The organism is Bradyrhizobium sp. USDA 4510 (assembly GCF_054059095.1).
Map to the genome: position 1 here is coordinate 3,530,320 of NZ_JBSSBT010000001.1, position 26,379 is coordinate 3,556,698.

Consider the following 26,379-nt stretch of genomic DNA (forward strand, 5'->3'; position numbering starts at 1 on the left):
GGGAGCGGTGCCGGCCGGGGCGCTAGCTTTGACCGGGAGCGGACGGAAAGCCCTCCGAGGCGGTCCGCATCCGGTTGCGGCCGAGGAAGTAGACGGCGGTGGTCGCGATGAGCAGCGCCAGTCCGATCAGGATCGAGGTGAAGCCGATCGGGACCAGGATGAACGACGCATTGCGCTCGGGATTGACGTACCAATGATGCAGCGAGGTGAGCAGGAAGGAGACGCCGGCAAAGCCGGCGCCGCCGCCGATCAGCAGCAGCGCCCACATCCGCCGCAGCTGGCTGAGCCGCTCGCGCGCAACGTCGGTGCGCGGCGCATGATGCTTGCCGAGGCGTCGCACCAGGCGGATTGCAAAGCCGATCGAGGAGAAGCCGATCAGCACGCTGGCCGAGCCGAGCAGCAGCCGCGTGGTCGAGCCGAGATCGGGGATGCGCTGGAGCGCGAGCAGCGGAAAATCGAACGCCGCGTGCAGCGCGACCGGCGCGACCAGCACCAGCGCCCAATTCGTCATGCGCGCCCAGTCGCGGTGACCCCGGTAAGCGCCGAGCGCGCCGCCGGAGCGCGCGATCGCAAGATAGGCGCCGGCGATGATGCCGAGCGCGCCGTGGAACGGCACCGTGAGCACGCTGCGCAATGCCGCGAGCGCGCGCCACATGTCCTTGTGCTGGACCAGATAGGCGAGGTTCTCATAGGCGGCAAATCCAAGTCCGGCGGCCGCGCCATAGACCACCGTATCCATCGGATCGGCGAAGGCGCGGCGCCGCGTCGAGATGACGACGATGACGAGCACCTTGACGATCTCCTCCGGTGCCGCGACTCCGAAAGCTGCACGCACCGCCTGCGTCGCCCAGGGATTGTCGGGAATGGCAAGCAGCGCATTGAACGGAATTCGCGCCAAGCCGAGCAGGGAGATGCTGGCCGCGCCGAGCACGAAGGCGAGCCACACCTGAACCGGCGGTCCGGGGCGCTCGTCAGCGGCGATGACCAGCCACAACACCAGCAATGCGGGGGCAATGGCGGCGGCGCCGATGACGGTTGGAAGCGACTCAAGCAACAACATGAGCCGGACGGGCCCCTTTAATGGCACCAAAGCGATGCGTGCCGAAGAAATGGCAGCAAGTTCAGCGGATTGCAAATCGGTCTGATGCCGTTCTCGTGACCAATATGCCACGGTGCCTTACGAAAGCGGGTTGGAAAGTGCCGTTGCGGACCTTGATCAGCTAAGGGCCGAGGGCGGCTCCCGGACAGGTTCCTGCCAAGCGCCAGGTCCATGGCGTTCCAGGCGCAGGAGCTTTGGTAGCCCGACGATTCCGGGATCGCGGCCTGTGGGTCCGATCAGCTTTCGGCACCGCGTCCCCGTCGTTGGGCTATAATGCGGTGGGCAAGGCGACCGATCCGGTAAAAGCCAGAGATGCTTTCGATTGATTTTGCTGTGATCGTTCTTGCCGTGATCGCGCTGTTTGCGGCGTTTGTAAATGGCGCGCTTGGTTACGGGTTTTCCTCGCTCACGGTGCCGGTCGCACTCGTCTTCTACACCAACCGCGTCCTCAATCCCGCGGTGGTCATCGTCGAAGTCTTCGTCAATCTGTATGTCCTGTGCATCAATCTGAGCGGCGTTCCGGCCGTGTGGCGGCGCGTGCTGCCTATTCTCATCGGCATGCTGCCCGGCATCGCGGTCGGAGCCTTTGCGCTGACGTCGCTTCAGCCCGGCTGGACCAAGTTCGCCACCTACTCGATCATTCTGCCGCTCATTCTGCTGCAGGCGGCCGGTTGGCGGAGGCCGATCCAGTCGAAATGGCTGGTCGGTTTGCCTTTCGGAACGATGCTCGGGATCTTGTACTCGGTCACGACCATTTCGGGCCCGCCGCTGGCGATCCTCTTCAACAATCAGGGCCTCGTCAAAGATGAGTTTCGGGCCGGTCTCGCACTGGTTCGGGTGACGGAGTCCAGCCTTACTGCAATCGCGTATTACAAGCTCGGTCTGTTCATCGACGAGAGCCGGAGCATCCTGTTTGTGCTCGTTCCCTGCGTTGTCCTCGGCATACCGCTCGGTGCCTGGCTGATCCGGCGGCTGGACGCCGAGACGTTTCGCCGGATCTGCATGAGCTTTGATGCGTGGGTCGTGGGATTCGGCCTGTCGCGCGTATTGATCGAAGTGAAGCTGATGGAAAGCCCGTGGGCCTACAGCGTCATGGCCGGCACGATCCTGATCGACATCTGCTTGCTGTACGTCTTCTTCACCGCAAGGAGAAGCACCGTGCAGGACTCGCACGCGTTGGCTTCGCTGAAGTCGGGCAACCGGGGCGGTCCGACCTGAAGGCGATCTAACCTGCGAGCAGGCGCCGGCAGGTTTCGACAAAGACCTCGGCACCCGTGACGATATCGGCGTCGTCGGTGTTCTCGCTCCAGTGATGGCTGATGCCGCCGATCGACGGCACGAACAGCATCGCCGCCGGCATGATGGTGGCGAGGACCTGGGCGTCATGGCCGGCGCCGCTCGGCATGCGGATCGATTTGCCGCCGGCGCAGGCTGCGCTCGCGGCTTCGATCGCATCCTGGAATGCAGGCGTCATCATCGCGGGCACCCCGGTGCGGATGCGCTCAACCTTCACACCCGCAACGGCCCTGAGCGGTGGCCTCGGCCGCCAGGCGATGCAGCTGTTGTTCGAGGCGGCCGATCACTTCGGGATCGTCGTCGCGAATCTGGAATAGCATCTCGGCGCCGCCTGGAATGATGCTCGGTGCGCCTGGGTCCAGCGTGATGCGGCCGGTGGTCCACACCGTGCGCGGTCCCGACAGGGCAGGGAAGCTGTCGTCGATCGCGACGCAGAACCGCGCCAGCCCGAGGCCGGCGTCCCTGCGCACCGCCATCCGCGTGGTGCCGGCGTGGTTCTGCTCGCCGGCGAACGTGATGCGGTACTGCCAGATGCCGACGATCGAGGTGACGACGCCGATCTTGAGTCCGCTGCTTTCCAGCGTGTCGCCTTGCTCGATATGCGCTTCGAGATAGCCGATATGGCGGCTGGCCTCGGCATTAAGGCGCGGGCGGCCGGCGAAGCCTGCGTCGCGCAATGCATCGCGCATGGTGCGATCGCTGGAGCGGTCGCGGGCTGCGTCGATGTCGGCTTCGGTCACCGCGCCGACAAACGACCGGCTGCCGAGGAAACTGCCGAAATGTCCTTCCTCGTCGCACCACGCGGCGACCTCGACCGCGCCGTTCGCGTCCGGGTCGGTGTTGATGACGCGCGCCGCCTCGAGCGCGTAGATCACGCCGAGCGGCCCATCGAGCCAGCCCGCATGGTTCTGGCTCTCCAGGTGCGAGCCGGCGAGCAGTTTTGGCCCCGCCTTCGCGCTGGAGCCGAGCACATTGCCGATGCCGTCGATCGTTGCGGTGAGATTGGCGTCGGGCAAACGCGTCGCGAGCCAGTCGAGCGAGCGCAGATGCGGTTCCGAGAATGTCGGCTTGTGCACGCCGGTCTTGTAGGCGCCGATCGCGCGCAGCGCGTTGAGATCGGCGAGCACGCGCTTGCCGTCGAAGCGACCGTTGATGCCTGGCATGATTGGACTCCGGATTGCCGTCTTGATTTGCGCCTTGGCGCCTCAATCCCGTCTTGATGCCGACGCGGTTGGATGCGACGGAACAATCAGGGCAAACGATTTCTTAGCGGTTCTGCTCTTAGGTCGCAGTACGAATAGCGTGAGAGTGTGATCATGTCTGCATTCCGGAACTGGGCTCGCAAGGCCGCTGTGCTGTTTCTTCCGATCGCTGTCGGCGCCTGCGCGCAGGTCTCGCAGCAATACAGCATGACCACGCCGCCGCCGGGGACAGGTCCGCTGGCCTGGGACGGTGCCGGACAGGATCCCAATCTCCCGCAGCCGCGGCGCCATGCGCGGAATGCGTCGCCTGCGGTGGCGGAGACATCGCCGGCGCGACTGTCGGAAGCGGATGCCGACGACCGGCTGGCGCGCAAGCTCGTGATCTGCAGCACCTGCATCAAGCGGACGCCTGTGGCGGCGCAGCCGAATAATCGTCAGGACGTCGCCAGCAATCACTAGCGGCTGGCGCTGAGCGCTGTTCCTGGACATCCAGCCGGCTCGCAGGCCTTAGTTAGGCCACGATGTCGGTCGATGCGCAGGCCCATGTCGATCCGAAGATTCATTGTTCCCGTCGTCGTCGTCGCGCTTGCTGCCGCAATCCTGATTCACGTCGGGGGCTCGCGGGCGCATGCGCATGTGCCGACGCATTGCGGCTTCTGGACCTCGATCGAGGCCGGATTGTCCTGCAGGTGATCTCCAGATGTCCTTCCCTGTGACCTGCAAGCCGGGAAAAGCGTTCTGAACGCTTGCCCGCCCGGCCAATCGCCACTATACGTTCGCCCGTCGCGGCTTGAGGGCCGTGGCCAGTCCGGCGCATCTCACGTCTAACGTATTGATTTGCCGGGAGTTTTGCTCCCTTCGTCTATCGGTTAGGACGCCACCCTTTCACGGTGGAGAGAGCGGTTCGATTCCGCTAGGGAGCGCCATCATGGCCAGCCGGAAATCCAGCCAACTCAACGCATTGTGCTCGGACGGACGCTTTCGCCGCGCCGTCTCGTCCGTTGTGCACGGGTCGGCGGATCGCTGCAATCCGCAGCTGTTTCGCAACCCTTTGGTAAGTTAGCGGCGATACGGCTAGGCTCGGGATGATGTGATGTCTCCAGGGACCAGGAAGCGCGAAACGCGCAAATCGCTGCGCCAATCCGGCTGGATCACGCTCGACGGCGGATTTGCCGCGCGGCCCTGCGTGGTCGAGGACATGTCCTCGTCGGGCGCCAAGATCACGGTCCAGGACAACAACACGCTGCCGGCAAAGCTGCGGCTGGCGTTCTCGCGCGACGCCCGCACCGGGCGCGCCTGCGAAGTGGTGTGGCGCGAGGGCAGGACGTTCGGCGTCAAGTTCGTGCGGTAGAGCATGATCCGGAAAAGTGGATCCGGTTTTCCGAACAGATCATGCTCAAGAAAAGAGCTAGCTCATGCTGCGATCCTTCCCGATCGCATCATGAGCTAGCCTCGTCCGGCGGCGTGGGATAAAAGGCCGGATGCGCAAGACCTGCATTGCCATCATCGCCGTCCTGCTTCCCGCCGCCGCGTTCGCGCAGCAGGGCGACCGCCGCAATTTCCAGATGCCCACGGACGCCGGCAAAACCTTGCCGTCGAAATCCGCGACGCGGAGCAATCCATGCGCATCGTACGGACCCGGCTTCGTCAAGGTGGAGGGCTCCGACACCTGCGTGAAGCTCGGTGGCGCCGTCAGCGTCGGTGGCGGGATGTCCAGCGGCGGGCGTTGAGCGGCTTGCCTCCCGCGCTCACGACATCGGCGGCGCGATGAAGCGCACGAAGGCCGGCCGCCCCGCGATCTCACCGAACCAGCGTTCGAGATGGGGCAGCTTCGGCTTGGTGACGCCCTCGACGCCGAGCCAGCGCCGCGCAAAGGCGCCGAGCGCGATGTCGGCGATCGTGAACTGATCGCCCTCGATGAAGCGGCGCCTTGCAAGCTGCGCCTCGACGACGCGCCACACCACGCCCTCGGCATCGGCGTCCTTCTGGAGCTGGACCATATCGCGCTTCTCCGGCGGCGTGCGCACCAGCCGCCAGAACACCGGCCGGTCGACCGGCTGCAGCGTCGACAGCGTCCAGTCGAGCCAGCGGTCGACGGCGGCGCGCGCCTTCGGCGCTTGCGGATAGAGCGGCGCGCCATGACCATAGGCCATGCAGAGATAGCGCATCACCGAATTGGATTCCCACAGCACATAGTCGCCGTCGACCAGCGTCGGGACGCGGCCATTCGGATTCATCGCGAGATAGTCGGGCTGATCGTTCTTGCCGAACTGCATGCCGGCATCGATGCGCTGATAGGGGAGGTCGAGCTCGGCGAGACACCAGAGCACCTTCTGCACGTTGACCGAGTTGGCCCGACCCCAGATCGTCAGTTGCGGCTTACCGTCCATCACGCGTTTCTTCCCGCTGTTGTGCTTTGCGCGCGTTCATAGCTGAAGCGTCGGGGAAAAGCGCGGGGTGAATTGTACCGAGAGCAAAAAAAGGCTCCACCGCATAGCGGCAGAGCCTTGTTGATAGCGATGCATCAAGACGCCGTCAGTGACCGAACAACAACCACAACACGATGATCACCGGGATCGGCACACCCAACAGCCAAAGCAAAATTCCTCTTCCCATCGTTGCCTCCTCGCATGCTTGTGAGGGAGCAACGTCAACGATCGTGTCGCGTTCCTCGCGATCGTTCGGCGCTTCAGCAAGGGCGAAACGCCGACAGGAACGTAGGAGCGGGCGCGGTGTTTACCAATGGCCGGTGTTCGGCATCGATGCCCACGGCTCGGCCGGGGCTTTCGGCTCGCCCTTTTGCAGGATCTCGATCGAGTGCAGGTCGGGCGAACGCACGAACGCCATGTTGCCGTCGCGCGGCGGACGATTGATGGTGACGCCCATCTTCATCAGCTTCTCGCAGGTCGCGTAGATGTCGTCGACCTCGTAGGCGAGATGGCCGAAATGGCGGTCCTCGCCGTATTTCTCCTCATCCCAATTGTAGGTCAGCTCGACAAGCGGCGCGCCGCGGGTCTGCGGCAGGGACTTGAGCAGATGGAGGTCTTCCTCTGCGCAGAGAAACACCAGCGTGAAGCGGCCCTTCTCATTGTCGATGCGGCGCACTTCCTTCAGCCCCAGCGCGTCCTGATAGAATTTCATCGCGACATCAAGATTGCGGACGCGCAGCATGGTGTGCAGATAGCGCATTTTCTTATCCTCCTGCAGATTCAGAGATTTTGTTTGGGCTCGGGCGAGACGGGGCAAGGAATAGCAGCAAAACGCGACGCGGGGCAGGGGTTAGCGCGAGTTTTGCCGATCGCATTTCGCCTTTGCATGCTCACGCCTTCGCGAGCGTTGGCTCCGGTTGCGCCGCGCGATCACGCGGCCGGATATGGACGGGACGTGCCGCGACACGCTTGCGCAGCAGCGGATGCAAGAAAGCCCCGCCCAGCGAAATTTCTGGGACGGGGCTTGTGGTCGAGCCTTGGAGGCGCGGCCTCTATCGCACCGATTGCCGATCACGGCCAATCAAGGACGCGCGAGGTTGGACGGCCTCTAAAGCGCAAAACCCCGCGAGTGGGCTCGCGAGGTCTATGCCGACCGGCCTTGGGGAGATCGTGCCGGCAACCGGGCAGACAATGTCGCTGCGCGCGGAAGGTTCCTGGGTCCGGAAAATAGAAAGCCCCGCAGGCTGGATGCGGGGCTTTCCCAGCTGACGGACTGGGGATCTCTCAGGGCGTGAGCCGTCAACTGTTGGACACCAAACTTAAGGTTGAATTTGTAAAATGCAACAGCGCCGCGTAGACGGAGTATGTTCGTCCCACAGCGCTGCGCCGGATGCTGGGCCCTGAAATCCCCCAGCGCCCTTTATGTCTTCGCGGCGCGCGAAAGGTTCAAAAGAAAGACCCCGCGAGGGGGATTCGCGGGGCCTTCCAAAGCCGACAGGGCGGTGAGCTGTCGGCACCACGCGCGATGTGCATGTCGTTTCGGCCGGCTGGTTCCTCCAATTGGCTGACCGGCGTCAGGAACGTCCGGGTTTCCAATCGGGCTACGGCTCGTATTCATCGACCCGCTCGACGCGATAGCCGGCGGGCAGGATCTGGCCACCGAGTTCGTCTGCGACCGGAACATCCTCGACAAGACCGTCGATCAGCGCCGCCTCCCAAACTTCCTTCTCCGTCGCGAACGATCTTCCGAGCTGAGTCTTGCCGCGGAACAGGGCGTACATGGGCGCCTCCACAAAACAAAACCCCGCCAGTTACCGAAGTAAGCTGACGGGGCTTGTTGAGCTGATATTTCCGGTGGATTTCTCCCTCGTTGTACCGCTCGCCAAAATAACGGCGGAACGAGAGACTCGTTCCTTCCTTTTTTTGATGGTCGCGTCTTTTTTTCAAGGTCGTTTTTTAAGGTCGCAGCTTCCCGGACGTTCCGTCGTGGGAACCTACTTTTTTGCGTCGTCCCTTTTTGCCGCGCCCTTTGCCGTGTTCTTCATCTCGGATTTGTTGGCCCGCTTCACATCCATCCCCGTGGTGTCCATCGCGCCGCTCTGAGTGGCTCCGTTGGTGTTTTCAGGCCGTTCCATGCCGCTCTGCGGCGCTGGACCAATATCCTGGGCAAAGGCCCCGCCGCATATCAGGGTGAAGACGGTGACCGCGATCAGCTTGCACATGGGTGCCTCCTGGCGTCACCAGGATGACCCGTGCGCAGTCGAGAGGTTCCTGTCGGCTACTGCCGCTCTCACACCTTGATGTCGAGGATGGTCTCGACCGCTTCACGGTCGGCCTGGTTCTTCGCGGCGAAGACATCCAGCACATCCTCATTGATGATGCGCGGCTGCTCCTTCGCCGTCTGGTCGACGACGAGCTGCACTCTGGCTTGCGTCACTTCGACAGGTACGGGGTATACGAGCATGGCTCTCTCCCTCCGGAGGATCGAACCTTGTCAGGGGTTTCTTAACGATTTGTAAGCGCCCGGGGAGCTGCCTTTTTGCGCCGATTCGGAGGGCCGGGCGGTATCGGCCTCGCACGCCGGCCGGATTGGAGCCATACTGCGGGCCGCCAGGACCGGGCGGCGCGATCGATGAAGAACGGGCTCTATTCGATCCACATCCACATGACCGACGGCGTGAGGGGCCGCGACAGCGGCATCCTGATCCTGCGCGACGGTCTCTTGATCGGCGGCGGGCCATATTTCTGGTCAATCGGGGCCTATACGGCCGGCGAGGGCACCTGGAAGGGACATCTCAGCACCAACCAGCATTCGCCCTTCGCGGACCCGTTCACCCGTCCGCTGTTCGCCGGACAGGAAGTGACGAGCGGGTTCTCCGGCACATTCAGCGGCGACGAGGCTGAGGTGTTCGGAACCGTGCTGGTTGGAACCCGCAGCCTGGGTTTCCGGGCCACCCTGAAATGGCTCGCCGATGCCTGAATGCGCGCACGCGGCGCGAGGCTGTGGACAAGCGCGCAGCAAGATGCGTATTTCGTTGGATAATTGGACCCGCTGGCGTTGTGGATTTGCTGCGGACAAGCAGGGGATATCGCTGTGAATCCCGCTGCGGCCGCCGATCGGGAGATCCGGACGAGGCGTTACCCGGCCACCGCTAACCCTACCTGGTTAGGTTAAGAGCAGCATCGTGTTGTCTCCACCTGCGATTGCGATTGGGATGGCTGCGGGTGACAGCCATGATGCCATCGTTCCACAGTGCTGATCGACCGACCCACCGGCGCGTGATGGTGGTGGGGCTGCTGTTCTGCTCGGCTTTTGTCGTGATCAGCTTCTGGCTGCGGCCGCAGCCGGAGAGCGGCAAAGTGCTGGTGAAGTCGGACCGGTTGGTCCGGACCGCGGGAGAGGCCCGGAAGGCAAACTGAAGACGGCAAGCCGGGGGAGCGGCAAGCCGAGACGCGCCGCCGACGCTCAGTCGGGCAGCTTCCCATTCGGATGCTTGTGATACATCGCGATGCCGATGAAGCCGGCAAAGCCCATCACGTTAAGCAGCAGTTCCATCCATGCCGGCATTGATGCCAACCTCGTTCACCGCCAAGCTAATCTCTGAGGTTGTATTTTTGTTCCAGCGCTAACCGATGGTAGCTTTGCGCTATCGTATGGCTGGCGCGTTTTCGAGCGATCCGATCGGAACGGAAAACGCTCGAGGGAACCGGAACTGCGTTTGCGGCAACCATCGCACGGCGGCACTGGCAATAGCCATAAGCCCGGAGCACGCCGCTCGGGGCTTTCTCACTTGCGCCTCATGGCGCCCGGACCATGAACGCGGTCGCCTGGCAAGGACATCAAGCGGTCTTGCGTCAAGCGGTCTTGCGTTGAAATCCACTCCAGGCATTGCCGAGCGTGTTGTCGTAATATTCCTGGCGATCGCGCTCGAACTTCTGCTGCGTCGCCCTGAAGCTGGCAACGCGTGCGACGATCTCCTCGCGCTCGCGCGCGACGCGGTCTTCCTGATCGGTCATGCCCATCCTCCTGGCCGTGGTCCTGTCCCGGGCGCATTGGCGTCGGCGAATTGGGCGTCAATGCGGAGCAGCCAGTGCAGGAATGTGATGATGCTGAGGCGCTGGAAGAGCGACCAAGCGGAGGCGCCGACGCAGCTGATCGCAAGCCGATCGATCAAGACACGCCGCTCGCAGCCGATCGCTCGCGCAACGGTTGAGCTCGCAATCGGTCGGGCCGTGCTATAGTCGCTGCGGCCAACCGGATTGTTTTTAGTGATCGCAAAAGACTTGCGCAGCGGCGTCGAGCAGCTCGGCAACATGATTGCGGAGGCGTCGTCCATCGTGCCCTTCACCGGGGCGGGCATCTCCACCGAGTGCGGCATTCCCGATTTCCGCTCGCCCGGCGGGTTGTGGACCCGCAACCGACCAATTCCGTTCGACGAGTTCGTCGCCAGCCAGGACGCGCGCGACGAGTCCTGGCGGCGCCGCTTTGCGATGGAACAGACGTTTGCGGCGGCCAAACCCGGTCGTGGGCATCGCGCGCTTGCGTCGCTCTACCGGGCCGGCAAGGTTCCCGGCATCATCACGCAAAACATCGACAATCTGCATCAGGCGTCGGGCTTCAAGGCCGACGACGTGATCGAGCTGCACGGCAACACGACCTATGGCCGCTGCATCGGCTGCGGCAAGGACTACGAGCTGTCGTGGGTGAAGCAGCAGTTCGACAAGACGGGCAGCGCCCCCGACTGCGCGGACTGCGGCGATCCGGTGAAGACCGCGACGATCTCGTTCGGGCAATCGATGCCCGAGGATGCGATGCGCCGCGCGGCGGAACTCTCCCGGCACTGCGACCTGTTTCTGGCGATCGGATCATCGCTTGTGGTGTGGCCCGCCGCAGGCTTTCCGATGATGGCGAAGGAGAGCGGTGCGCGGCTCGTGATCATCAACAACGAGCCGACCGATCAGGACGACATCGCCGATCTGGTGATCCGCCACGACATCGGCGACACGCTTGGTCCTTTCGTAGGCAATTGATGCCTGATTGATTCGCGGCTCTGCAAGTCTGTTCATAGTTCCCGCAAGAATCGTTTTTTAGCTATGCCCCGCAAGCGGGAGTGTTATCTTTTGGTTGAGAGATTCGCGCCGCGTCCAAATCAGTCCGAGTGAGTTGGTCATGGAGAGCAGCGTGTACAGGGTGCGCCGCAACGACGGCGATCTGCATTTGATGTGTGGGGTCCGGGGTCATGGGGTCGGACGGATTTGAGTCCAAGAAGCTCGGCGGACCGCCGATGGGCGGAGTTGGGCAAAGCAGGATTGGTCAAGGCGAGTATGGAAGCGCGCCACGCGATCCGGCGATGGATGCTTTCTCAGGCCTCGGCGACGCAGCGGCCAACCTCGTCGAAGTTTCCGGCGTCATCAAATGGTTCGACGCCTCGAAGGGATACGGCTTCATTGTCCCCGACAATGGCTGGCCCGACATCCTGCTGCACGTGACCGTGCTGCGGCGCGACGGTTATCAGACCGCCTATGAAGGCGCGCGGCTGGTCGTCGAATGCGTGCAGCGCGCGAAGGGCTACCAGGCTTTCCGCATCGTCTCGATGGACGAATCGACGGCAATCCATCCGGCGCAGATGCTGCCGCCGCGCACCCATGTCACGGTGACGGCAACAAGCGGGCTCGAGCGCGCGCAGGTCAAGTGGTTCAACCGGCTGCGCGGCTTCGGCTTCGTGACTTGCGGCGAGGGCACGCCCGACATCTTCGTGCATATGGAGACGCTGCGCCGCTTCGGCATGACCGAACTGCGCCCCGGCCAGTACGTGCTGGTGCGGTTTGGGCCCGGCTCCAAGGGCATGATGGCCGCCGAGATCCACCCGGAGACCGGTCCGTCGGCGCTGTCCTCGCACTGATCCGGGTCTGATCCTCCCTGACGGAAACGTGAGCCGCCGGCGAGCATTCTCGGCTCTGGCATTTGCCGCAATCGTCGGGTTAGGGTCCGCCGGAAAATCTTCCCCGGTGTGAGTATTTGTCGATGAATTTCGTTCGCATTGTTGGGCGCCATCGTTCGTGGCTGATGGCCTGCCTCGTGATCATGTTCGGTGCGCTGCTGGCTCCGGCCGCGCAGGCTGCCAGCGTCCAGCCGCTCGAGATCGTCACCAAATCGGGCGTGCACGTCTTCTCGGTCGAAATGGCAACCACAGAGCAGGAGAAGGAGACCGGCCTGATGTACCGGAAGGAGCTCGCGGACGGCAAAGGCATGCTGTTCGACTTCTCACCGGAGCAGGAAGTGTCGATGTGGATGAAGAACACCTACATCTCGCTCGACATGATCTTCATCCGCGCCGACGGGCGCATCCTGCGGATCGCGGAAAACACCGAGCCGCTCTCGACCCGGATCATTCCGTCGCGCGGGCTCGCCAAGGGCGTGCTCGAGGTGATTGCCGGGACCGCGCAGAAATACGGCATCCAGCCCGGCGACCGGGTTGCCCATCCGCTGTTCGGCGGCCGTTAGCAGCCGGTTTCGACGCGATTTCCGGGCGGAAACCGATGCCGGATTCGCCGCACGAAGCCCCGCACCGGTGCCTTGCTGGCGCTGGCTGAAGCGTGTATCCACGGGGCTTCTCGGAAATGTCGGGGTATAGCGCAGCCTGGTAGCGCGGCAGTTTTGGGTACTGCAGGTCGTTGGTTCGAATCCAGCTGCCCCGACCATCCCAATCAAAGACTTAACAGAGACGCTCCGTCGGTAGATGAGGCGGACGCGATGTTTATGGTCGGCGCGTGCTCGGCACTCGCGCCTGACCTGGTCCACAAATCGCGGTCAGTTGGCACCCTGAAATAGCAAGCGCGGGACCGAAGCCCCCGCGCTCCACTGCTCGCAACTTCAGCCGCCCGGGCGCTGACCAGATCAACGAGCCGGCGGGTTGTAGCGATCGAGGATCACGGTTCTTGAGCCACCCTCCGGCGGTCGCGAGATGGGGTCGTCGAATTTGTGATAGCGGTCGAACTGCTGCTGCTCATCGCGCAGATGTGGCGCTTCGGCGGACGAGTAGGCTCTATTTGCACCGTTCCAGTGATCAAATCCCGACACGACGCAACCCCGTCTTGGTTCAGATGCAGGTTGGTTAGCATCGTTGCGGGGGTATCTCTGTATCGGCGTGGCAACACCACCAGCAATCCGCGCGAAATGAGCACACGTATTGTTTCTGTGGCTCTCTGTGCGTGAACAGCGTTCCGGTACGGGTAACCAAGCTTCGGCCGAGATTGTCTCGCCTGAGGCAACAACGCCGCCTGGACGGAATATGCTCGTCCAGACGGCGCCGTCGAAATACTGGGCCCTGAAATCCCCAGTGCCAATGGGTCGTGCCGGCGGGGGATAGGTTCAACGTTGCGCCGCCTTGCCGCAGTCCAAGCCACGACATCGTGAGCTGCGCGATCTCGAGCGGATGTGGCTTGCCGATAACGCGCGCGCGCTGGCAGGGTAGTTCGGCCCGACAAGACCAATCCGCGAGAAAAGCACCATGGCGCGCAGACTGATCGATATCTCCGTTCCCCTGCAGAACGACGTTCCGGCCGATCCGCCCGGCAACCATCCGACCATCCAGTATATCGATCACCAGCAGGGGCTGCCGCGCATGCTGCAGTTCTTCGATGGACTGAAGGCGGAGGACCTGCCCGACGGACAGGGCTGGGCCGTCGAGCAGGTCTCGCTCTCCACCCACAACGGCACGCATCTCGATGCGCCCTGGCATTTCCATCCGTCCATGAACCGCGGCGAGCGATCCTGGACCATCGACGAGGTGCCGCTGGAGTGGTGCTTCCAGCCGGGCGTGAAGCTCGACTTCCGCCATCTGCCTGACGGTTATGTCGCGACCGCCAAGGATGTCGAAGCCGAGCTGAAGCGCATCGGCCACACGCTGTCGCCGCTCGAGATCGTCGTCGTCAACACCAGCGCGGGCGCGAAATATGGCCAGCCCGACTACGTCAATTCGGGCTGCGGCATGGGCTACGAGGCGACGATGTATCTGCTCGAGCGCGGCGTGCGGCTGACCGGCATCGACGGCTGGAGCTGGGACGCGCCGTTCGTCTTCACCGCGAAGAGATACGCCGAGACCAGGGACGCCAGCCTGATCTGGGAAGGCCACAAGGCCGGGCGGCACATCGGTTACTGCCACATCGAGAAGCTGCACAATCTCGAGCAGCTGCCGTCGACCGGATTCATGGTGTCGTGCTTCCCGGTGAAGATCGAGCGCGCGTCGGCGGGCTGGACGAGGGCGGTCGCCATCCTCGACGGCTAGGCGCGCCGGGGTTGTGATCGGCCAGCTTCGGGAACCGGTGGACAGGCTGTGCATTACGGCGGGTTGTTGCGGCACGGCTACAGCCTGAGGCAGCCGAATCTGCTTTAATGCACGCAGTAGATGCATTGGGTGATCGGGCCGCCGGCTCGTCCTCGCGTCCCGATTTCGGAAGCGTTCTCTCCCGTGACTAGAGCCCCGGCGTCTCCGGGGCTCTTTCTTGCGTGCCGCAGCTGAGCCAAGCCCGGCAGGTGAACCAACCCCAAAAAGCAAATCAGGTGCGTCGGGAACGACGCACCTGATTTCATGTCTTTAATATCGCTTGTGTCGACCGGGCGGTTGTTACCACCGGCAAACGCGAACGCCACGCGGGGTCCACCAGCAACGGGGCCCACCACCGTAGTAGCCATAGCCGCGTCCGTATCCATAGCCGCGACCATAACCCCATCCGCGGCCGCGACCCCAGCCGCCGCCGCGATAGCCCCAGCCGCCGCGTCCGCGCCATTGCGCTTGCGCAGACGACGTAGTGGCGCCGACCAGGATGGCGGAGGTGCTTGCGACATAGACGAACAACAAAGCGACTGCTGCCAGGCAACGAGTCAGGATATTGTAGCGTTTAGTCATTCTGAAGATCTCCAGTCCACTTCCAAACATCTGAACTGATGCTGGCTGTCTCGCTTAGACGCGCGACACCGGCATTCGGTTCGTGCATGCTAAGACAATATTTTCACTAAGGTTCTTGCGAGCTTTAACGACTCTATTGAGACCAACAGGTAAGGTCAAGTTACAGTCCCGCCTGCAGAGGATGCTGTCGTTGCTGCGCTCATCTTGTCGTTCATCCGCCGTTCATTCTGTTCATCTTGCGTTGCGCCGATTTGATTTGTGCATCGCAGAAGCAGAGGTTTGAGAACCTCGGAAAATGCCGGCGAGAACTTGAAGTCGACACGATCCTGTTCTCTGAGCGTTGCTGTATCCTTCCAAAGAGTGCCCATGCCGAAACAACACACTTACGTCCTTGGTCTCAACGTCTACGACCATGACGTCAGCGCCTGCCTGCTGCGTGACGGCGCGATCGCCTACGCGATCTCCAAGGAGCGCATCACCCGCGAGAAGCACGCCTCCGGCTTCTACAAGGAAGTCGTCGACTACTGCCTGTCGGCCGAGGGCATCACCCTCGACGACGTCGATCTCGTGGTGCGCAACAGCTACATCCTGCCGGTGCCCGAGATGGAGGAGCGGATGCTCCACCAGGATATGCCGGGCTTCTTGCCGATCGCCGAACGCAACGAGGCAATCAAGCACCCGCTGTTTCGTTCCAAATCCGACAAGGTGGTGTCGATCTCGCACCACCTCGCGCATGCCTACAGCGCGTTCGCGGTGTCCCCATTCAAGGACGGCGTCGTGATGATCGTCGACGGCGTCGGCAATTATCGGGCCGACGCGATGGAGTCCTGCTCCGAAGATGAGGCGTCGCCGCTGGCCCGCGAGTCCGAGAGCTACTACAGGTTCGACGACGCCAGGCTCGAATGCCTGAAGAAGGTCTGGATGGAGCCGGCGCGGGGGCTGTTGTCGGACGAGTTCTACAACATGCCGGGACTGGGGGCGCTGTACAGCCGGGTCTCGACCTATGTGTTCGGCGACTGGAACAAGTGCGGCGAGTTGATGGGGCTGGCGCCCTATGGCCGCCATGAGCAGGTCGGCCATCTGCTCGAGATGAAGGACGGCAAGCTGCACGTGCCGTTCTGGGGCGCCGAGAACCAGCAGCCCTTCGTGCTCGACAGCGGCAGCTGGGACAAGAGCCCGACGATGCGGCACTGGGAGGACATCGCCTGGCGGGTGCAGGACGATACCGAGAACGTGCTGCTGGCGCGGGCGCGCTGGCTGCGCGAGACCACGGGGGCGAAAAATCTCTGCATCGCCGGCGGCGTCGCGCTGAACTGCGTGGCCAACGGGCGCATCGCGCGCGAGTCGGGTTTCGAAAACATCTGGATCCAGCCCGCCGCCGGCGACGACGGCATCGCGATTGGTTGCGCTTATTACGGCTGGCTCGAGGTGCTCAAGCAGCGCCGCTCGTTCGTGATGGACCACGCCTATGTCGGGCGGCGCTACAGCGACGCCGAGGTGGCCGCCGCGCTGCAAAGCTTCCTGGTGCGCATCCAGGTCGACGCGAAGCGCAGCGACAATATCTGCCGCGACACCGCAAAGCTGCTCGCCGACCAGCGCGTGATCGGCTGGTTTCAGGACCGTTCCGAGTTCGGTCCGCGCGCGCTCGGCAACCGCAGCCTGATCGCCGATCCGCGCAGGGCCGAGATGAAGGATATCCTCAACAGCCGGGTCAAGCACCGCCAGGCCTTCCGGCCGTTCGCGCCGATCGTGCTGGCCGAGCGCATGAAGGAGATCTTCGAAGGCGAGGAGGACTCGCCCTACATGCTGATCGCAAAGCCGGTGCGGCCGGAATGGCGCGACAAGATCCCGGCGATCGTGCATGTCGACGGTTCGGCGCGGGTGCAGAGCGTGCGGGAAGAGACCAACCCGATGCTCTATCGCCTGCTGAAGGAGTTCGAGGCGCTGACCGGCGTGCCGGTCCTGATCAACACCTCGTTCAACGTCAAGGGCGAGCCGATCATCGAGACGCCGCAGGACGCGGTGAGTTGCTTCCTCACCACCGGGATCGACAACCTCGTGATGCATGACACGCTGGTGTCGAAGACCGCCATGCACAAGGTCGTCACGCCCGTGATGACGACGTTCGGCGACGTCGCCACCATCGTCTCCTCGACGACGCAGGATACCAGTCGCGGCGGCTAGAGAGCGTTTTCGAGCGAAGTGGGCACCGGTTCGCGTGAAGAAAACGCGTCAAAACAAGAATCTAGAGCTTCGGTTCTGATTCAATCAGAACCGAAAATGCTCTAGAGCATGGCCCGGAAAAGTGCGAAGCGGTTTTCCCCGCGACAAACGCGAAGCGTTTGCGCGGCCTTGCTCAAAAATAAGGGACTTACGCCGCCTTCGCCGGCGCCGTGGGTTTTGCCGCCGGCGGCTTGACCGGCTTGTCCTGCCGCTTCGACCACGAGATGTAATAGGCCACGATCGTCATGATCGCGATGCCGGAGATGCTGACGAAGATCTGCGCGAACAGCGAGCCCGAGCTCATCGAGAGCTCGAAATGTCCGACAAAGGACAGGAACACGCCGACGCAGAACACCGCCAGCGACTGCTGGCCGCAGACGATCAGGGGATCGAACACCTTCCACTCCAGCGCCGCCCAGTCCTTCGGGATGAAGCGGATCACCAGCACCGTGATCACCACGAAGTGCAGGAAGCGATACGGCGCGAGGTTGGTCTTGTCGTTCGGGTTGAAGGCCGAATAGAGCCAGTCCGGGAACATGGCGCCGAAGTCCGGGAAGCGCCCGGCCATCGTCATGATCAGCGCGAAGATCATATAGGCGATGCAAAACCACAGCGTGTAGCGCGAGTTGATGATGCGCATGTTGTTGCGGGCGCCGCCCATCGCGCACCATGAGCCGAACACGAACAGCACCTGCCAGGCGAACGGATTGAAGTACCAGCTGCCGGCCGGGTAGGCCGGCAGGTTCCAGCCCTGGTGGCGCGACACCAGCCACAGCACGAGCGAGGCCGCCATGGTCCAGTTCGGCCGCCGCAGCATGAACCACAGCACCGGGGGGAACAGGCCCATCAGCACGATATAGAGCGGCAGCACGTCGAGATTGACCGGCTTGAATTTCAGGAACAGGCCCTGGCGCAGCGTCTCGGTGGCGTTGTCGACGAGGCCGGCGACGTTGAACTCGTTGATGATCTCGGAATCGCCGAAGCGCAGCGCCAGATAGCTGATCGAGGCGATGTAGATCACGAACAGGATGATGTGGGCGACATAGAGCTGCCAGACCCGCTTGGTCAGCCGGGTGGCGCCGACGATGAAGCCGCGCTCCAGCATCATGCGGGCATAGACGAAGGAGGCGGTGTAGCCGGAGATGAAGACGAACAGGTCCGCGGCGTCGCTGAAGCCGTAATTCCGCGTCGTGATCCAGTTCACGACGTTGTCGGGGATGTGATCGAGGTAGATCGCCCAGTTCGCGACCCCGCGGAACAGGTCGAGCCGGAGGTCACGTCCTTTTTCGGGCAGGGTAGCGTGGATTTCCATGGCGCGCCGTTTCCTCGAGGTGATGCTTGTCGAGAAGATCGCGCCGCGGGCCCGGGGGACTGCTAAGGGAAGCCTCCCGAGGCCAGATTGTCACAGCGCGGTAGAATGACTATACCGGTCCGGCGAAGGCTGCCTCCGAGATCGAGGAATCACCGATCAGATCGTTGATAGGTGTCTCTATACTATCCCGGCGGTTTCCTTCAAATCGCTTCCATGTCGCACATCCCACGGGGCCGACCATCCATGACCGCACGCATTTTTAAGCCCGCCAAAAACGCGATGCAATCGGGACGTGCCAAGACCAAAGAGTGGCAACTGGACTACGAGCCGGAGCAGCCGCGCTCCGTGGAGCCTTTGATGGGCTGGACCTCGTCCACCGACATGAAGCAGCAGCTGACGCTGCAGTTCGAGACCAAGGAAGAGGCGGTCGCCTATTGCGAGCGCAAGGGCATCGCCTACCAGGTGATCGAGCCGAAGGATTCGGCGCACCGCCAGATCGCCTATGCCGACAATTTCGCGTTCCGCCGCTGGGAGCCTTGGACCCACTAAGGTTGGACCCACTAAGTCCAGACTAGCGCCCGATCAGCTCGCCGCGGGCGCGGCGAGGGCGCCCGGGATCGGCAGCGGCGCGTCCTTGGAGACGCCGAGCACCGGAAAGCTTCTGATCTTACGCACATTGGGCAGGCCGGCGAATTGCAGCAGCTGCTGGCGCATCTCGTCGACGCTGGGCGCGACGCATCGGAGCATGAAGTCGGCATCGCCCGAGATCCGCCAGCATTGCAGGAAGCGCGGCACGGCCGCCACATCAGCCTCGAACGCCTCGATCGCGCTCAGGGTCTGGCTGTCGAGCTGGATCAGCACGAAGGTCGTCACCTCATAGCCGAGCAGCCGCTCGTCCAGCGTGGCGCGGATCGCCTGGATCACGCCGCGGCTGCGCAGGGCGCGAACCCGGCGCAGGCAAGGCGGGGCAGTGATGCCGACCCGCTCGGCGAGCTCGTTGATCCTGATCCGGCCGTCCCGCTGCAACTCGGACAGGATCCGCAGATCGATGTCATCGAGCTGTGGGCGCTCGGTCACGGTCACGAGCCCGCCACGGCGGCGCGCCGGCTGTCGCTGCCGTGGCTCGCCTGGCCGATCGCAGCCCGCGGCGCCACGCCCGACAGCACCAGCTTCTCATGCGCCGCGATGATGGCGTCGCGGGTCAGCCGGCCGCCGGGGCGGTACCAGGTGCACAGCCCGGTGAGCAGCGCCAGGATCGCGAAGGTCGCGACCTGGATGTCGACCACCTCGAACGCGCCGTCCGCCACCCCGTCGGTGAGGATCTGCGCCAGCCGCTGCTCATAGGCGCCGCGCAGCGCCACCACCGCGTCGTAGTTCTTCGCATCGAGGCTGCGCAGCTCGGAATTGGCGATGAAGACCTCGCGCTTGCGGGTCATGTGATAGGTGACGTGGAACGCGACAAAGGCGCGCAGCTTCTCGCCCGGATCGGCCTTGCCCTCGAGCGCAAGGTCAAGCTCGCGCAGCAAATCGTTGATATGGTCCTGCACCAGATCGAACAGCAGGTCCTGCTTGGTTGAGATATGGTTGTAGAGTGAGCCCGCCTGGATGCCGACCTCGGCGGCGAGCTGGCGCAGGCTCATGGCCTCGTAGCCGTGCTCGAAGATCAGGCGCACGCCGGCCTTGCGGATCGCCTCCAGCGTGGTGGGGCCGTGTGAGCCGATCGTGCGTGCCATCGGGGCCTCGGAGGGTGTTGGCTTGCCAGGGAGGACCAGGAAACAAGCGAACGACCGTATGTATATCGCATGAAATCCCAGTGAATTCAATGAACTGCGGATTTCGCGCACAAACCATAGCACGATTGCTTGCGAAGCCAAGAAAAAAACGTATGATCGTTTAATTGCAAGATGAATCTCACGGGAGGGATCATGGCCTCGAACCAGGCGGCAATCTTCAATTTCGACCTTGGCGAGACCGCAGATGCGATCCGCGAGACGGTGCATGATTTCTCGACCAACGAGATCGCGCCGCGCGCCGCCGAGATCGACCGCAGCAACCAGTTTCCGCGCGACCTCTGGCCCAGGATCGGCGCGCTCGGCCTGCACGGCATCACCGTCGAGGAGGAGTATGGCGGCTCGGGCCTCGGCTATCTCGAGCACTGCATCGCGGTCGAGGAGATCTCGCGGGCGTCGGCCTCGGTCGGCCTGTCCTACGGCGCGCATTCCAACCTCTGCGTCAACCAGATCCGCCGCAACGGCAACGAGGCACAGAAGCGCAAATACCTGCCGAAGCTGATCTCGGGCGAGCATGTCGGCTCGCTCGCGATGTCGGAGCCGCAGGCGGGCTCGGACGTGGTCTCGATGAAGACGCGCGCCGACAAGAAGGGCGACCGCTTCGTCCTCAATGGCAACAAGATGTGGATCACCAACGGCCCGGTCGCCGATACGCTGGTGGTCTACGCCAAGACCGATCCGAACGCCGGCCCGCGCGGCATCACCGCGTTCATCATCGAAAAGGGCATGAAGGGATTTTCCACCGCGCAGAAGCTTGACAAGCTCGGCATGCGCGGCTCCGACACCTGCGAACTGGTGTTCGAGGATTGCGAGGTGCCGGAGGAGAACGTGCTCTCCGAGGTCGGCCGCGGCGTCAACGTGCTGATGAGTGGTCTCGACTATGAGCGCGCGGTGCTGGCGGCCGGGCCGATCGGCATCATGCAGGCCTGCATGGACGTCGTGCTGCCCTACGTGCACGAGCGTAAGCAGTTCGGCGAGCCGATCGGCTCGTTCCAGCTGGTGCAGGGCAAGGTCGCCGACATGTACACCACGATGAACGCCTCGCGCGCCTATGTTTACGCGGTGGCGAAGGCCTGCGATCGCGGCGAGACCACGCGCGAGGACGCCGCCGGCGCCATCCTCTATGCCGCGGAGAAGGCCACCCAATGCGCGCTGGATGCGATCCAGCTGCTCGGCGGCAACGGCTACATCAACGATTATCCCACCGGCCGCTTGCTGCGCGACGCAAAGCTCTACGAGATCGGCGCCGGCACCAGCGAGATCCGCCGCATGCTGATCGGCCGCGAACTGTTCGCCAAGACAGCCTGATGTCTTCTCCCTCGCCCGCGCTTGCGGGGAGAGGGGCGGGGTGAGGGGCTGTCACCGCACCAGTGGTGGCAGTTGTGCTCACCCCGGCACGATGATTGACCTTGAACCCCACCGATACTCCAACGAAACGTGCAAACACCGATGCCGCTTCATTCGACGATCGATCCCACATCTTCTGAATTTGCCCGCAACGCCGAGGTGATGCGCGGCCTGGTCGCGGAGCTCCGCGGCAAGCTCAACCAGGTGGCCGGCGGCGGCGGCGAGACCTCGCGCAAGCGGCACACCTCGCGCGGCAAGATGCTGGCGCGCGATCGCGTCGATCTCCTGGTCGACCCCGGCACCGCATTTCTCGAGCTGTCGCCGCTCGCCGCCAACGGGCTCTATGGCGGTGACGTGCATTCGGCCAGCGTGATCACCGGCGTCGGGCGCATCGCGGGCCGCGAATGCATCATCGTCGCCAACGACGCCACCATCAAGGGCGGCACCTATTACCCGATGACGGTGAAGAAGCATCTGCGCGCCCAGGACATCGCGCGGCAGAACAATCTGCCCTGCGTCTACATGGTGGATTCCGGCGGCGCCTTCCTGCCGCTGCAGGACGAGATCTTTCCCGACGAACGGCATTTCGGCCGCATCTTCTACAACCAGGCCCAGATGTCGTCGCAGGGCATCCCGCAGATCGCGATCGTGATGGGCTCCTGCACCGCGGGCGGCGCCTATGTGCCGGCGATGTCCGACGAGAGCATCATCGTACGCAACCAGGGCACGATCTTCCTTGGTGGTCCGCCGCTGGTGAAGGCCGCGACCGGCGAGGTCGTCACCGCCGAAGAACTCGGCGGCGCCGATGTCCACTCCCGGCAGTCCGGCGTGACCGATCACTACGCCCAGAACGATGCCCACGCGATCGGGATCGCGCGCCGCATCGTCGGCACGCTGAAGCAGCCGGTGAAGGCACAGCTCAACATGCGCCCTGCGCAGGAGCCGCTGTTTCCGGCCGAGGAGATCTATGGCGTGGTCTCCGCCGACGGCAGAAAACCGTTCGACGTGCACGACATCATCGCGCGGATCGTCGACGGCTCCGAATTCGACGAGTTCAAGAAGCTCTACGGCACCACGCTGATCTGCGGCTTCGCCCATATTTTTGGCTATCCGGTCGGCATCATCGCCAACAACGGCATCCTGTTCAGCGAGAGCTCGCTGAAGGGCGCGCATTTCATCGAGCTGTGCTGCCAGCGCGGCATTCCGCTGGTGTTCCTGCAGAACATCACCGGCTTCATGGTCGGCAAGAAGTACGAGGCCGGCGGCATCGCGCGCGACGGCGCCAAGCTGGTGACGGCGGTCGCCACCGCCGGGGTGCCGAAATTCACCGTCGTGATCGGCGGCTCCTACGGCGCCGGCAATTACGGCATGTGCGGCCGCGCCTACAGCCCGCGCTTCCTCTGGCTGTGGCCGAACGCGCGCATCTCGGTGATGGGCGGCGAGCAGGCCTCGATGGTGCTGAGCCAGGTGCGGCGCGACGGCATCGAGGCCAAGGGCGAGAGCTGGTCGGCGGAAGAGGAAGACAAGTTCCGCGAGCCGATCCGCGCGCAATACGAGAAGCAGGGCAATCCCTATTACGCCACGGCGCGGCTGTGGGATGACGGCGTGATCGATCCCGCCGATACGCGCCTCGTGCTCGGGCTCGGCCTCTCGGCGGCGGCGAATGCGCCGATCGAGCCGACGAAATTCGGCCTGTTCAGGATGTGACCCAGGATCTGATCATGGACCGCTCAAAACTCACCCGGCGTTTTCGCACGCTTCTGATCGCCAACCGCGGCGAGATCGCCTGCCGCGTCATCCGCTCGGCGCGCGCCATGGGGCTGCGCTCCGTCGCGGTTTATTCCGAGGCCGACCGCGACGCGATGCATGTCGCGCTCGCCGACGAGGCCGTGCTGCTCGGGCCTGCCCGGGCGCGCGACAGCTATCTCAACATCGAGCGCGTCATCGCCGCCGCCAAGGAGACCGGCGCCGAGGCGGTGCATCCTGGCTACGGCTTCCTGTCTGAAAATGCCGAGTTCGCGCAGGCCTGTCTTGAAGCAGGTTTGGTGTTCGTCGGTCCGACCGCCGAGATGATGACGGCGATGGGCTCGAAGTCCGGCTCGAAGGCGCTGATGGAGAAGGCCGGCGTGCCCTTGGTGCCGGGCTATCACGGCGAGGCCCAGGACGAGGCGACGCTGGCGGAGGCCGCCAACCGGATCGGCTTCCCGGTGCTGGTGAAGGCGTCCGCCGGCGGCGGCGGCCGCGGCATGCGTGTGGTCAATTCGGCGGCTGAGCTCACGGCCGCGATCACCAGCGCCAAGCGCGAGGCCAAGGCGGCGTTCGGCGACGACCGCATGCTGATCGAGAAATACGTGCAGAACCCGCGCCACATCGAGGTGCAGATCATCGGCGACAGCCACGGCAATCTGCTCTCGCTGTGGGAGCGCGAATGCACGCTGCAGCGCCGCCACCAGAAGGTGATCGAGGAGGCGCCGTCGCCGACGCTGAACGCCGCGCAACGCGAGACGGTTTGCGAGGCCGCCCGCAAGGCCGCCGGCGCGGTCAACTATATCGGCGCCGGCACCATCGAGTTCGTCTCCGACGGCAAGGACGTGTTCTTCATCGAGATGAACACCCGCCTGCAGGTCGAGCATCCCGTCACCGAGCTGATCACCGGCGTCGATCTCGTTGAATGGCAGCTCCGCGTCGCTTTCGGCGAGGCGCTGCCGCTGAAGCAGGACGAGATCAGGCTGAACGGGCATGCCATCGAGGCGCGCGTTTACGCGGAAAACCCGCAGAAGAACTTCATGCCCTCGGTCGGCCGCATCAAGACCTGGCGCACGCCACAGGAAGGCGACGGCCTGCGCATCGATGCCGGCTATCGCAGCGGCGATAACGTCTCGCCGTACTACGACGCGATGCTCGCCAAGGTGATCGCCTGGGCGCCGACGCGCGAGGGCGCGATCGACAAGCTCAATCGCGGACTGCAGGAGACCGATGTCCGCGGCATCGTCACCAATATCCCGTTCCTGTCGGCGCTGGTGACGCACAAGGATACGCGAGCCAATGCGATCGACACCGGCTTCATCGAGCGCGAGCTGAAGAACCTGACATCGAGCACGGGCACGGCCGGCGAGTTCGAGCTTTGCGCGGCGGTGGCCGCGATCGTCAACGACGAGCAGAAGGCGGCGCGACGCGAGGCCAACTCGCCCTGGCAGGCCTTCGGCTGGATGCCGGTCGGCCGCCGTCAGCGGGTGTTTTCGTTCCGGCAGGGCCATGAGCCTGCCCAGACCATCACGCTGCACTATGGCAACGGACCGTCGACGCTCTCCGTCGGCGGGCGCGAACTCGTCTTCGCCATCTCGTCAGCCGGCGATGACGGCTTCGACCTGACGCTCAACGGCCTCAAGTCGAGTATAGCCTCGGTCATCGAGGGCCACGAGCTTTACTTGCGCACCCGCAACGGCCGCTTCGACCTGCACTGGGTCGATCCGTTCGGCGGCGAGAGCGAGGAGCAGGTCGGCGAGGACAAGATCGTGGCGCCCTTGCCGGGCACGGTGGTGGCGCTGCTGGCCGAGGAGGGCGCGACACTGGAGAAGGGCGCCCCGATCCTCACCCTGGAAGTGATGAAGATGGAGCAGACCCTGCGCGCGCCCTATGCCGGGCTGCTGAAGAAGCTCAAATGCAAGGTCGGCGACATCGTCGGCGAGGGCGTCGAGCTTGCCGAAGTCGAACCTGCGGCCGCATCATGAGCGATCAGATCCAGCTCGTCGAGATGGGGCCGCGCGACGGCCTGCAGAACGAGAAGACGCCGGTCAGCGTCGAGGCGCGCATCGCCTTCGTCGAGGCGCTGGTGGCGGCCGGGCTCAATACCGTCGAGGTCGGCGCCTTCGTGTCGCCGAAGGCGATCCCGCAGATGGCGAGCTCTGACCAGGTGCTGCGCGGCGTCAGCCACATCAAGGGCGCCGAATTCCACGTGCTGGTTCCGAACGAGAAGGGCTATGACGCCGCGCGCGCGGCCGGCGCCGCGGTGGTCTCGGTGTTCGCGGCGGCCTCCGAAGGCTTCTCGCGCGCCAATATCAATTGCTCGGTCGCGGAATCGATCGAGCGTTTCAAGCCGGTGCTGGCGCGCGCCAAGGCCGACGGCGTCAAGGTGCGTGGCTACATCTCCTGTGTGCTCGGCTGTCCGTTCGACGGCGAGATCAAGCCGAAGGCGGTCGCCGACCTCGCGGTGACGCTGTGGGATCTCGGTTGCTACGAGATCTCGCTTGGCGACACCATCGGCGTCGGCACGCCGCTGAAGGCCAAACAGATGCTGCGTGCGGTCGGTTCCGAGTTGCCGGTCGGCAACCTTGCGATGCACTTCCACGACACCTACGGCCAGGCGCTGGCCAATCTCTATGCCGGCATGGAAGAGGGTGTTCGCGTCATCGATGCCGCCGCCGGGGGGCTCGGCGGCTGCCCCTACGCCCCCGGCGCCACCGGCAACGTTGCGACCGAGGACGTCGTCTACATGCTCGAGGGCATGGGGCGTGAAGACCGGGATCGATATGGACAGACTGCTGGCCGCGACCAACGAGATGGCCGGCTTGCTCGGCCGTCCGCCGGTCAGCCGTGTTGCGTCCGCGCTCAACGCGAAGCGCACGCGGCTCGCCAAATCGTAAATTGTGGGATGCTTGGAGCGATTTGGGATCGTAGCCGCCTCAATCGTCGGCGGTCGCGTTGGGAGTTATGCGCTGCGAAGCGCAGATTCAAGGCTCATAGTCGCGCCTCTGGCTTGCGCAGTCTGGGCT

The 26,379-nt window shown here is 63.9% G+C and carries 27 protein-coding genes, 2 tRNA genes and 2 pseudogenes; 19 read left to right on the forward strand and 12 right to left on the reverse strand.

Annotated features, from left to right (window positions below; all coding sequences use genetic code 11):
- Positions 1–22: 22 nt before the first annotated feature.
- A complete protein-coding gene (locus ACVMDN_RS15970; protein ID WP_028342108.1) occupies positions 23–1,060 on the reverse strand; it encodes a PrsW family glutamic-type intramembrane protease in 1,038 nt (345 codons plus the stop codon).
- A 351-nt stretch (positions 1,061–1,411) separates the two neighbouring features.
- Between ACVMDN_RS15970 and ACVMDN_RS15975 the strand changes: the two genes are divergently transcribed.
- Complete coding sequence (locus ACVMDN_RS15975) at positions 1,412–2,317, forward strand: sulfite exporter TauE/SafE family protein (RefSeq protein ID WP_057018569.1); 906 nt, start codon at positions 1,412–1,414, stop codon at positions 2,315–2,317.
- 7 nt (positions 2,318–2,324) lie between these two features.
- On the opposite strand, the pseudogene ACVMDN_RS15980 reads toward ACVMDN_RS15975, so the two are convergent.
- A pseudogene (locus tag ACVMDN_RS15980) lies at positions 2,325–3,558 on the reverse strand (hydantoinase/carbamoylase family amidase).
- A gap of 153 nt (positions 3,559–3,711) precedes the next feature.
- Between ACVMDN_RS15980 and ACVMDN_RS15985 the strand changes: the two are divergent.
- From ACVMDN_RS15985 to ACVMDN_RS16005, 5 genes are all read left to right on the forward strand, one after another.
- Positions 3,712–4,056 (forward strand): hypothetical protein, encoded by a 345-nt coding sequence (locus tag ACVMDN_RS15985; protein ID WP_141341101.1) that lies wholly within the window; start codon positions 3,712–3,714, stop codon positions 4,054–4,056.
- An 84-nt stretch (positions 4,057–4,140) separates the two neighbouring features.
- Positions 4,141–4,290: a hypothetical protein gene (locus tag ACVMDN_RS15990; protein ID WP_016844593.1), complete on the forward strand. Its 150-nt coding sequence runs from the start codon at positions 4,141–4,143 to the stop codon at positions 4,288–4,290.
- Between the two features lie 158 nt (positions 4,291–4,448).
- A tRNA-Glu gene (locus ACVMDN_RS15995) sits at positions 4,449–4,523 on the forward strand.
- Between the two features lie 167 nt (positions 4,524–4,690).
- Positions 4,691–4,948 (forward strand): PilZ domain-containing protein, encoded by a 258-nt coding sequence (locus ACVMDN_RS16000; RefSeq protein ID WP_057018566.1) that lies wholly within the window; start codon positions 4,691–4,693, stop codon positions 4,946–4,948.
- A 130-nt stretch (positions 4,949–5,078) separates the two neighbouring features.
- The gene (locus tag ACVMDN_RS16005; RefSeq protein WP_057018565.1) at positions 5,079–5,327 is read left to right on the forward strand and encodes a hypothetical protein; all 249 of its coding nucleotides are present in this window, start codon (positions 5,079–5,081) and stop codon (positions 5,325–5,327) included.
- 18 nt (positions 5,328–5,345) lie between these two features.
- On the opposite strand, the gene ACVMDN_RS16010 is transcribed toward ACVMDN_RS16005, so the two are convergent.
- The 5 genes from ACVMDN_RS16010 to ACVMDN_RS16030 all read right to left on the reverse strand — a co-directional run bounded on the left by ACVMDN_RS16010 (position 5,346) and on the right by ACVMDN_RS16030 (position 8,490).
- A complete protein-coding gene (locus ACVMDN_RS16010) occupies positions 5,346–5,987 on the reverse strand; it encodes a glutathione S-transferase family protein (RefSeq protein ID WP_456835870.1) in 642 nt (213 codons plus the stop codon).
- A 346-nt stretch (positions 5,988–6,333) separates the two neighbouring features.
- Positions 6,334–6,786 (reverse strand): VOC family protein, encoded by a 453-nt coding sequence (locus tag ACVMDN_RS16015; RefSeq protein ID WP_016844600.1) that lies wholly within the window; start codon positions 6,784–6,786, stop codon positions 6,334–6,336.
- Positions 6,787–7,627: 841 nt separating this feature from the next.
- The gene (locus ACVMDN_RS16020; protein WP_141341102.1) at positions 7,628–7,807 is read right to left on the reverse strand and encodes a hypothetical protein; all 180 of its coding nucleotides are present in this window, start codon (positions 7,805–7,807) and stop codon (positions 7,628–7,630) included.
- 213 nt (positions 7,808–8,020) lie between these two features.
- The gene (locus ACVMDN_RS16025; protein WP_076828658.1) at positions 8,021–8,248 is read right to left on the reverse strand and encodes a hypothetical protein; all 228 of its coding nucleotides are present in this window, start codon (positions 8,246–8,248) and stop codon (positions 8,021–8,023) included.
- 68 nt (positions 8,249–8,316) lie between these two features.
- A complete protein-coding gene (locus ACVMDN_RS16030; RefSeq protein WP_018271496.1) occupies positions 8,317–8,490 on the reverse strand; it encodes a hypothetical protein in 174 nt (57 codons plus the stop codon).
- A 75-nt stretch (positions 8,491–8,565) separates the two neighbouring features.
- Here ACVMDN_RS16030 and ACVMDN_RS16035 point away from each other — a divergent pair, with 75 nt between their 5' ends.
- Positions 8,566–9,006 carry a GrlR family regulatory protein gene (locus tag ACVMDN_RS16035; RefSeq protein ID WP_244558847.1) on the forward strand — a complete coding sequence of 147 codons (441 nt, stop codon included), beginning with the start codon at positions 8,566–8,568 and terminating at the stop codon, positions 9,004–9,006.
- 254 nt (positions 9,007–9,260) lie between these two features.
- Complete coding sequence (locus tag ACVMDN_RS16040) at positions 9,261–9,446, forward strand: hypothetical protein (protein WP_057018561.1); 186 nt, start codon at positions 9,261–9,263, stop codon at positions 9,444–9,446.
- A 435-nt stretch (positions 9,447–9,881) separates the two neighbouring features.
- On the opposite strand, the gene ACVMDN_RS16045 is transcribed toward ACVMDN_RS16040, so the two are convergent.
- Positions 9,882–10,043 carry a hypothetical protein gene (locus ACVMDN_RS16045; protein WP_162832435.1) on the reverse strand — a complete coding sequence of 54 codons (162 nt, stop codon included), beginning with the start codon at positions 10,041–10,043 and terminating at the stop codon, positions 9,882–9,884.
- 252 nt (positions 10,044–10,295) lie between these two features.
- Between ACVMDN_RS16045 and ACVMDN_RS16050 the strand changes: the two genes are divergently transcribed.
- From ACVMDN_RS16050 to ACVMDN_RS16070, 5 genes are all read left to right on the forward strand, one after another.
- Positions 10,296–11,057 carry an SIR2 family NAD-dependent protein deacylase gene (locus tag ACVMDN_RS16050; RefSeq protein WP_076828654.1) on the forward strand — a complete coding sequence of 254 codons (762 nt, stop codon included), beginning with the start codon at positions 10,296–10,298 and terminating at the stop codon, positions 11,055–11,057.
- 209 nt (positions 11,058–11,266) lie between these two features.
- Positions 11,267–11,929 (forward strand): cold-shock protein, encoded by a 663-nt coding sequence (locus tag ACVMDN_RS16055; RefSeq protein WP_057018559.1) that lies wholly within the window; start codon positions 11,267–11,269, stop codon positions 11,927–11,929.
- A gap of 122 nt (positions 11,930–12,051) precedes the next feature.
- Positions 12,052–12,531 (forward strand): DUF192 domain-containing protein, encoded by a 480-nt coding sequence (locus ACVMDN_RS16060; RefSeq protein WP_057018558.1) that lies wholly within the window; start codon positions 12,052–12,054, stop codon positions 12,529–12,531.
- A 120-nt stretch (positions 12,532–12,651) separates the two neighbouring features.
- Positions 12,652–12,728 (forward strand) — tRNA-Pro (locus ACVMDN_RS16065).
- An 809-nt stretch (positions 12,729–13,537) separates the two neighbouring features.
- Positions 13,538–14,314: a cyclase family protein gene (locus tag ACVMDN_RS16070; RefSeq protein WP_076828652.1), complete on the forward strand. Its 777-nt coding sequence runs from the start codon at positions 13,538–13,540 to the stop codon at positions 14,312–14,314.
- Between the two features lie 339 nt (positions 14,315–14,653).
- On the opposite strand, the gene ACVMDN_RS16075 is transcribed toward ACVMDN_RS16070, so the two are convergent.
- A complete protein-coding gene (locus ACVMDN_RS16075) occupies positions 14,654–14,935 on the reverse strand; it encodes a hypothetical protein (protein ID WP_076828733.1) in 282 nt (93 codons plus the stop codon).
- A gap of 366 nt (positions 14,936–15,301) precedes the next feature.
- Between ACVMDN_RS16075 and ACVMDN_RS16080 the strand changes: the two genes are divergently transcribed.
- Positions 15,302–17,119 carry a carbamoyltransferase family protein gene (locus ACVMDN_RS16080; protein ID WP_076828650.1) on the forward strand — a complete coding sequence of 606 codons (1,818 nt, stop codon included), beginning with the start codon at positions 15,302–15,304 and terminating at the stop codon, positions 17,117–17,119.
- Positions 17,120–17,306: 187 nt separating this feature from the next.
- On the opposite strand, the gene ACVMDN_RS16085 is transcribed toward ACVMDN_RS16080, so the two are convergent.
- Positions 17,307–18,470 (reverse strand): OpgC domain-containing protein, encoded by a 1,164-nt coding sequence (locus ACVMDN_RS16085; RefSeq protein ID WP_050384313.1) that lies wholly within the window; start codon positions 18,468–18,470, stop codon positions 17,307–17,309.
- A gap of 243 nt (positions 18,471–18,713) precedes the next feature.
- Here ACVMDN_RS16085 and ACVMDN_RS16090 point away from each other — a divergent pair, with 243 nt between their 5' ends.
- Complete coding sequence (locus ACVMDN_RS16090) at positions 18,714–19,019, forward strand: ETC complex I subunit (RefSeq protein ID WP_016846428.1); 306 nt, start codon at positions 18,714–18,716, stop codon at positions 19,017–19,019.
- Positions 19,020–19,052: 33 nt separating this feature from the next.
- Here the strand turns inward: ACVMDN_RS16090 and ACVMDN_RS16095 are convergent, their stop codons facing one another.
- A complete protein-coding gene (locus ACVMDN_RS16095) occupies positions 19,053–19,547 on the reverse strand; it encodes an Lrp/AsnC family transcriptional regulator (protein WP_057018554.1) in 495 nt (164 codons plus the stop codon).
- 2 nt (positions 19,548–19,549) lie between these two features.
- The gene (locus ACVMDN_RS16100) at positions 19,550–20,203 is read right to left on the reverse strand and encodes a TetR/AcrR family transcriptional regulator (RefSeq protein ID WP_076828648.1); all 654 of its coding nucleotides are present in this window, start codon (positions 20,201–20,203) and stop codon (positions 19,550–19,552) included.
- Between the two features lie 192 nt (positions 20,204–20,395).
- Between ACVMDN_RS16100 and ACVMDN_RS16105 the strand changes: the two genes are divergently transcribed.
- The 4 genes and pseudogenes from ACVMDN_RS16105 (at position 20,396) to ACVMDN_RS16120 (ending at position 26,250) form a co-directional block, all read left to right on the forward strand.
- On the forward strand, positions 20,396–21,568 hold the full coding sequence (locus tag ACVMDN_RS16105) for an isovaleryl-CoA dehydrogenase (protein WP_028332150.1): 1,173 nt from the start codon (positions 20,396–20,398) through the stop codon (positions 21,566–21,568).
- A gap of 141 nt (positions 21,569–21,709) precedes the next feature.
- Positions 21,710–23,314: a carboxyl transferase domain-containing protein gene (locus tag ACVMDN_RS16110; protein WP_038386820.1), complete on the forward strand. Its 1,605-nt coding sequence runs from the start codon at positions 21,710–21,712 to the stop codon at positions 23,312–23,314.
- A 14-nt stretch (positions 23,315–23,328) separates the two neighbouring features.
- Positions 23,329–25,338, forward strand: coding sequence for an acetyl/propionyl/methylcrotonyl-CoA carboxylase subunit alpha (locus ACVMDN_RS16115; protein WP_076828731.1), 2,010 nt, complete (start codon positions 23,329–23,331; stop codon positions 25,336–25,338).
- Positions 25,335–26,250, forward strand: a pseudogene (locus ACVMDN_RS16120) (hydroxymethylglutaryl-CoA lyase). Before ACVMDN_RS16115 ends, ACVMDN_RS16120 begins: the two are co-directional and overlap by 4 nt.
- Positions 26,251–26,379: the final 129 nt, after the last annotated feature.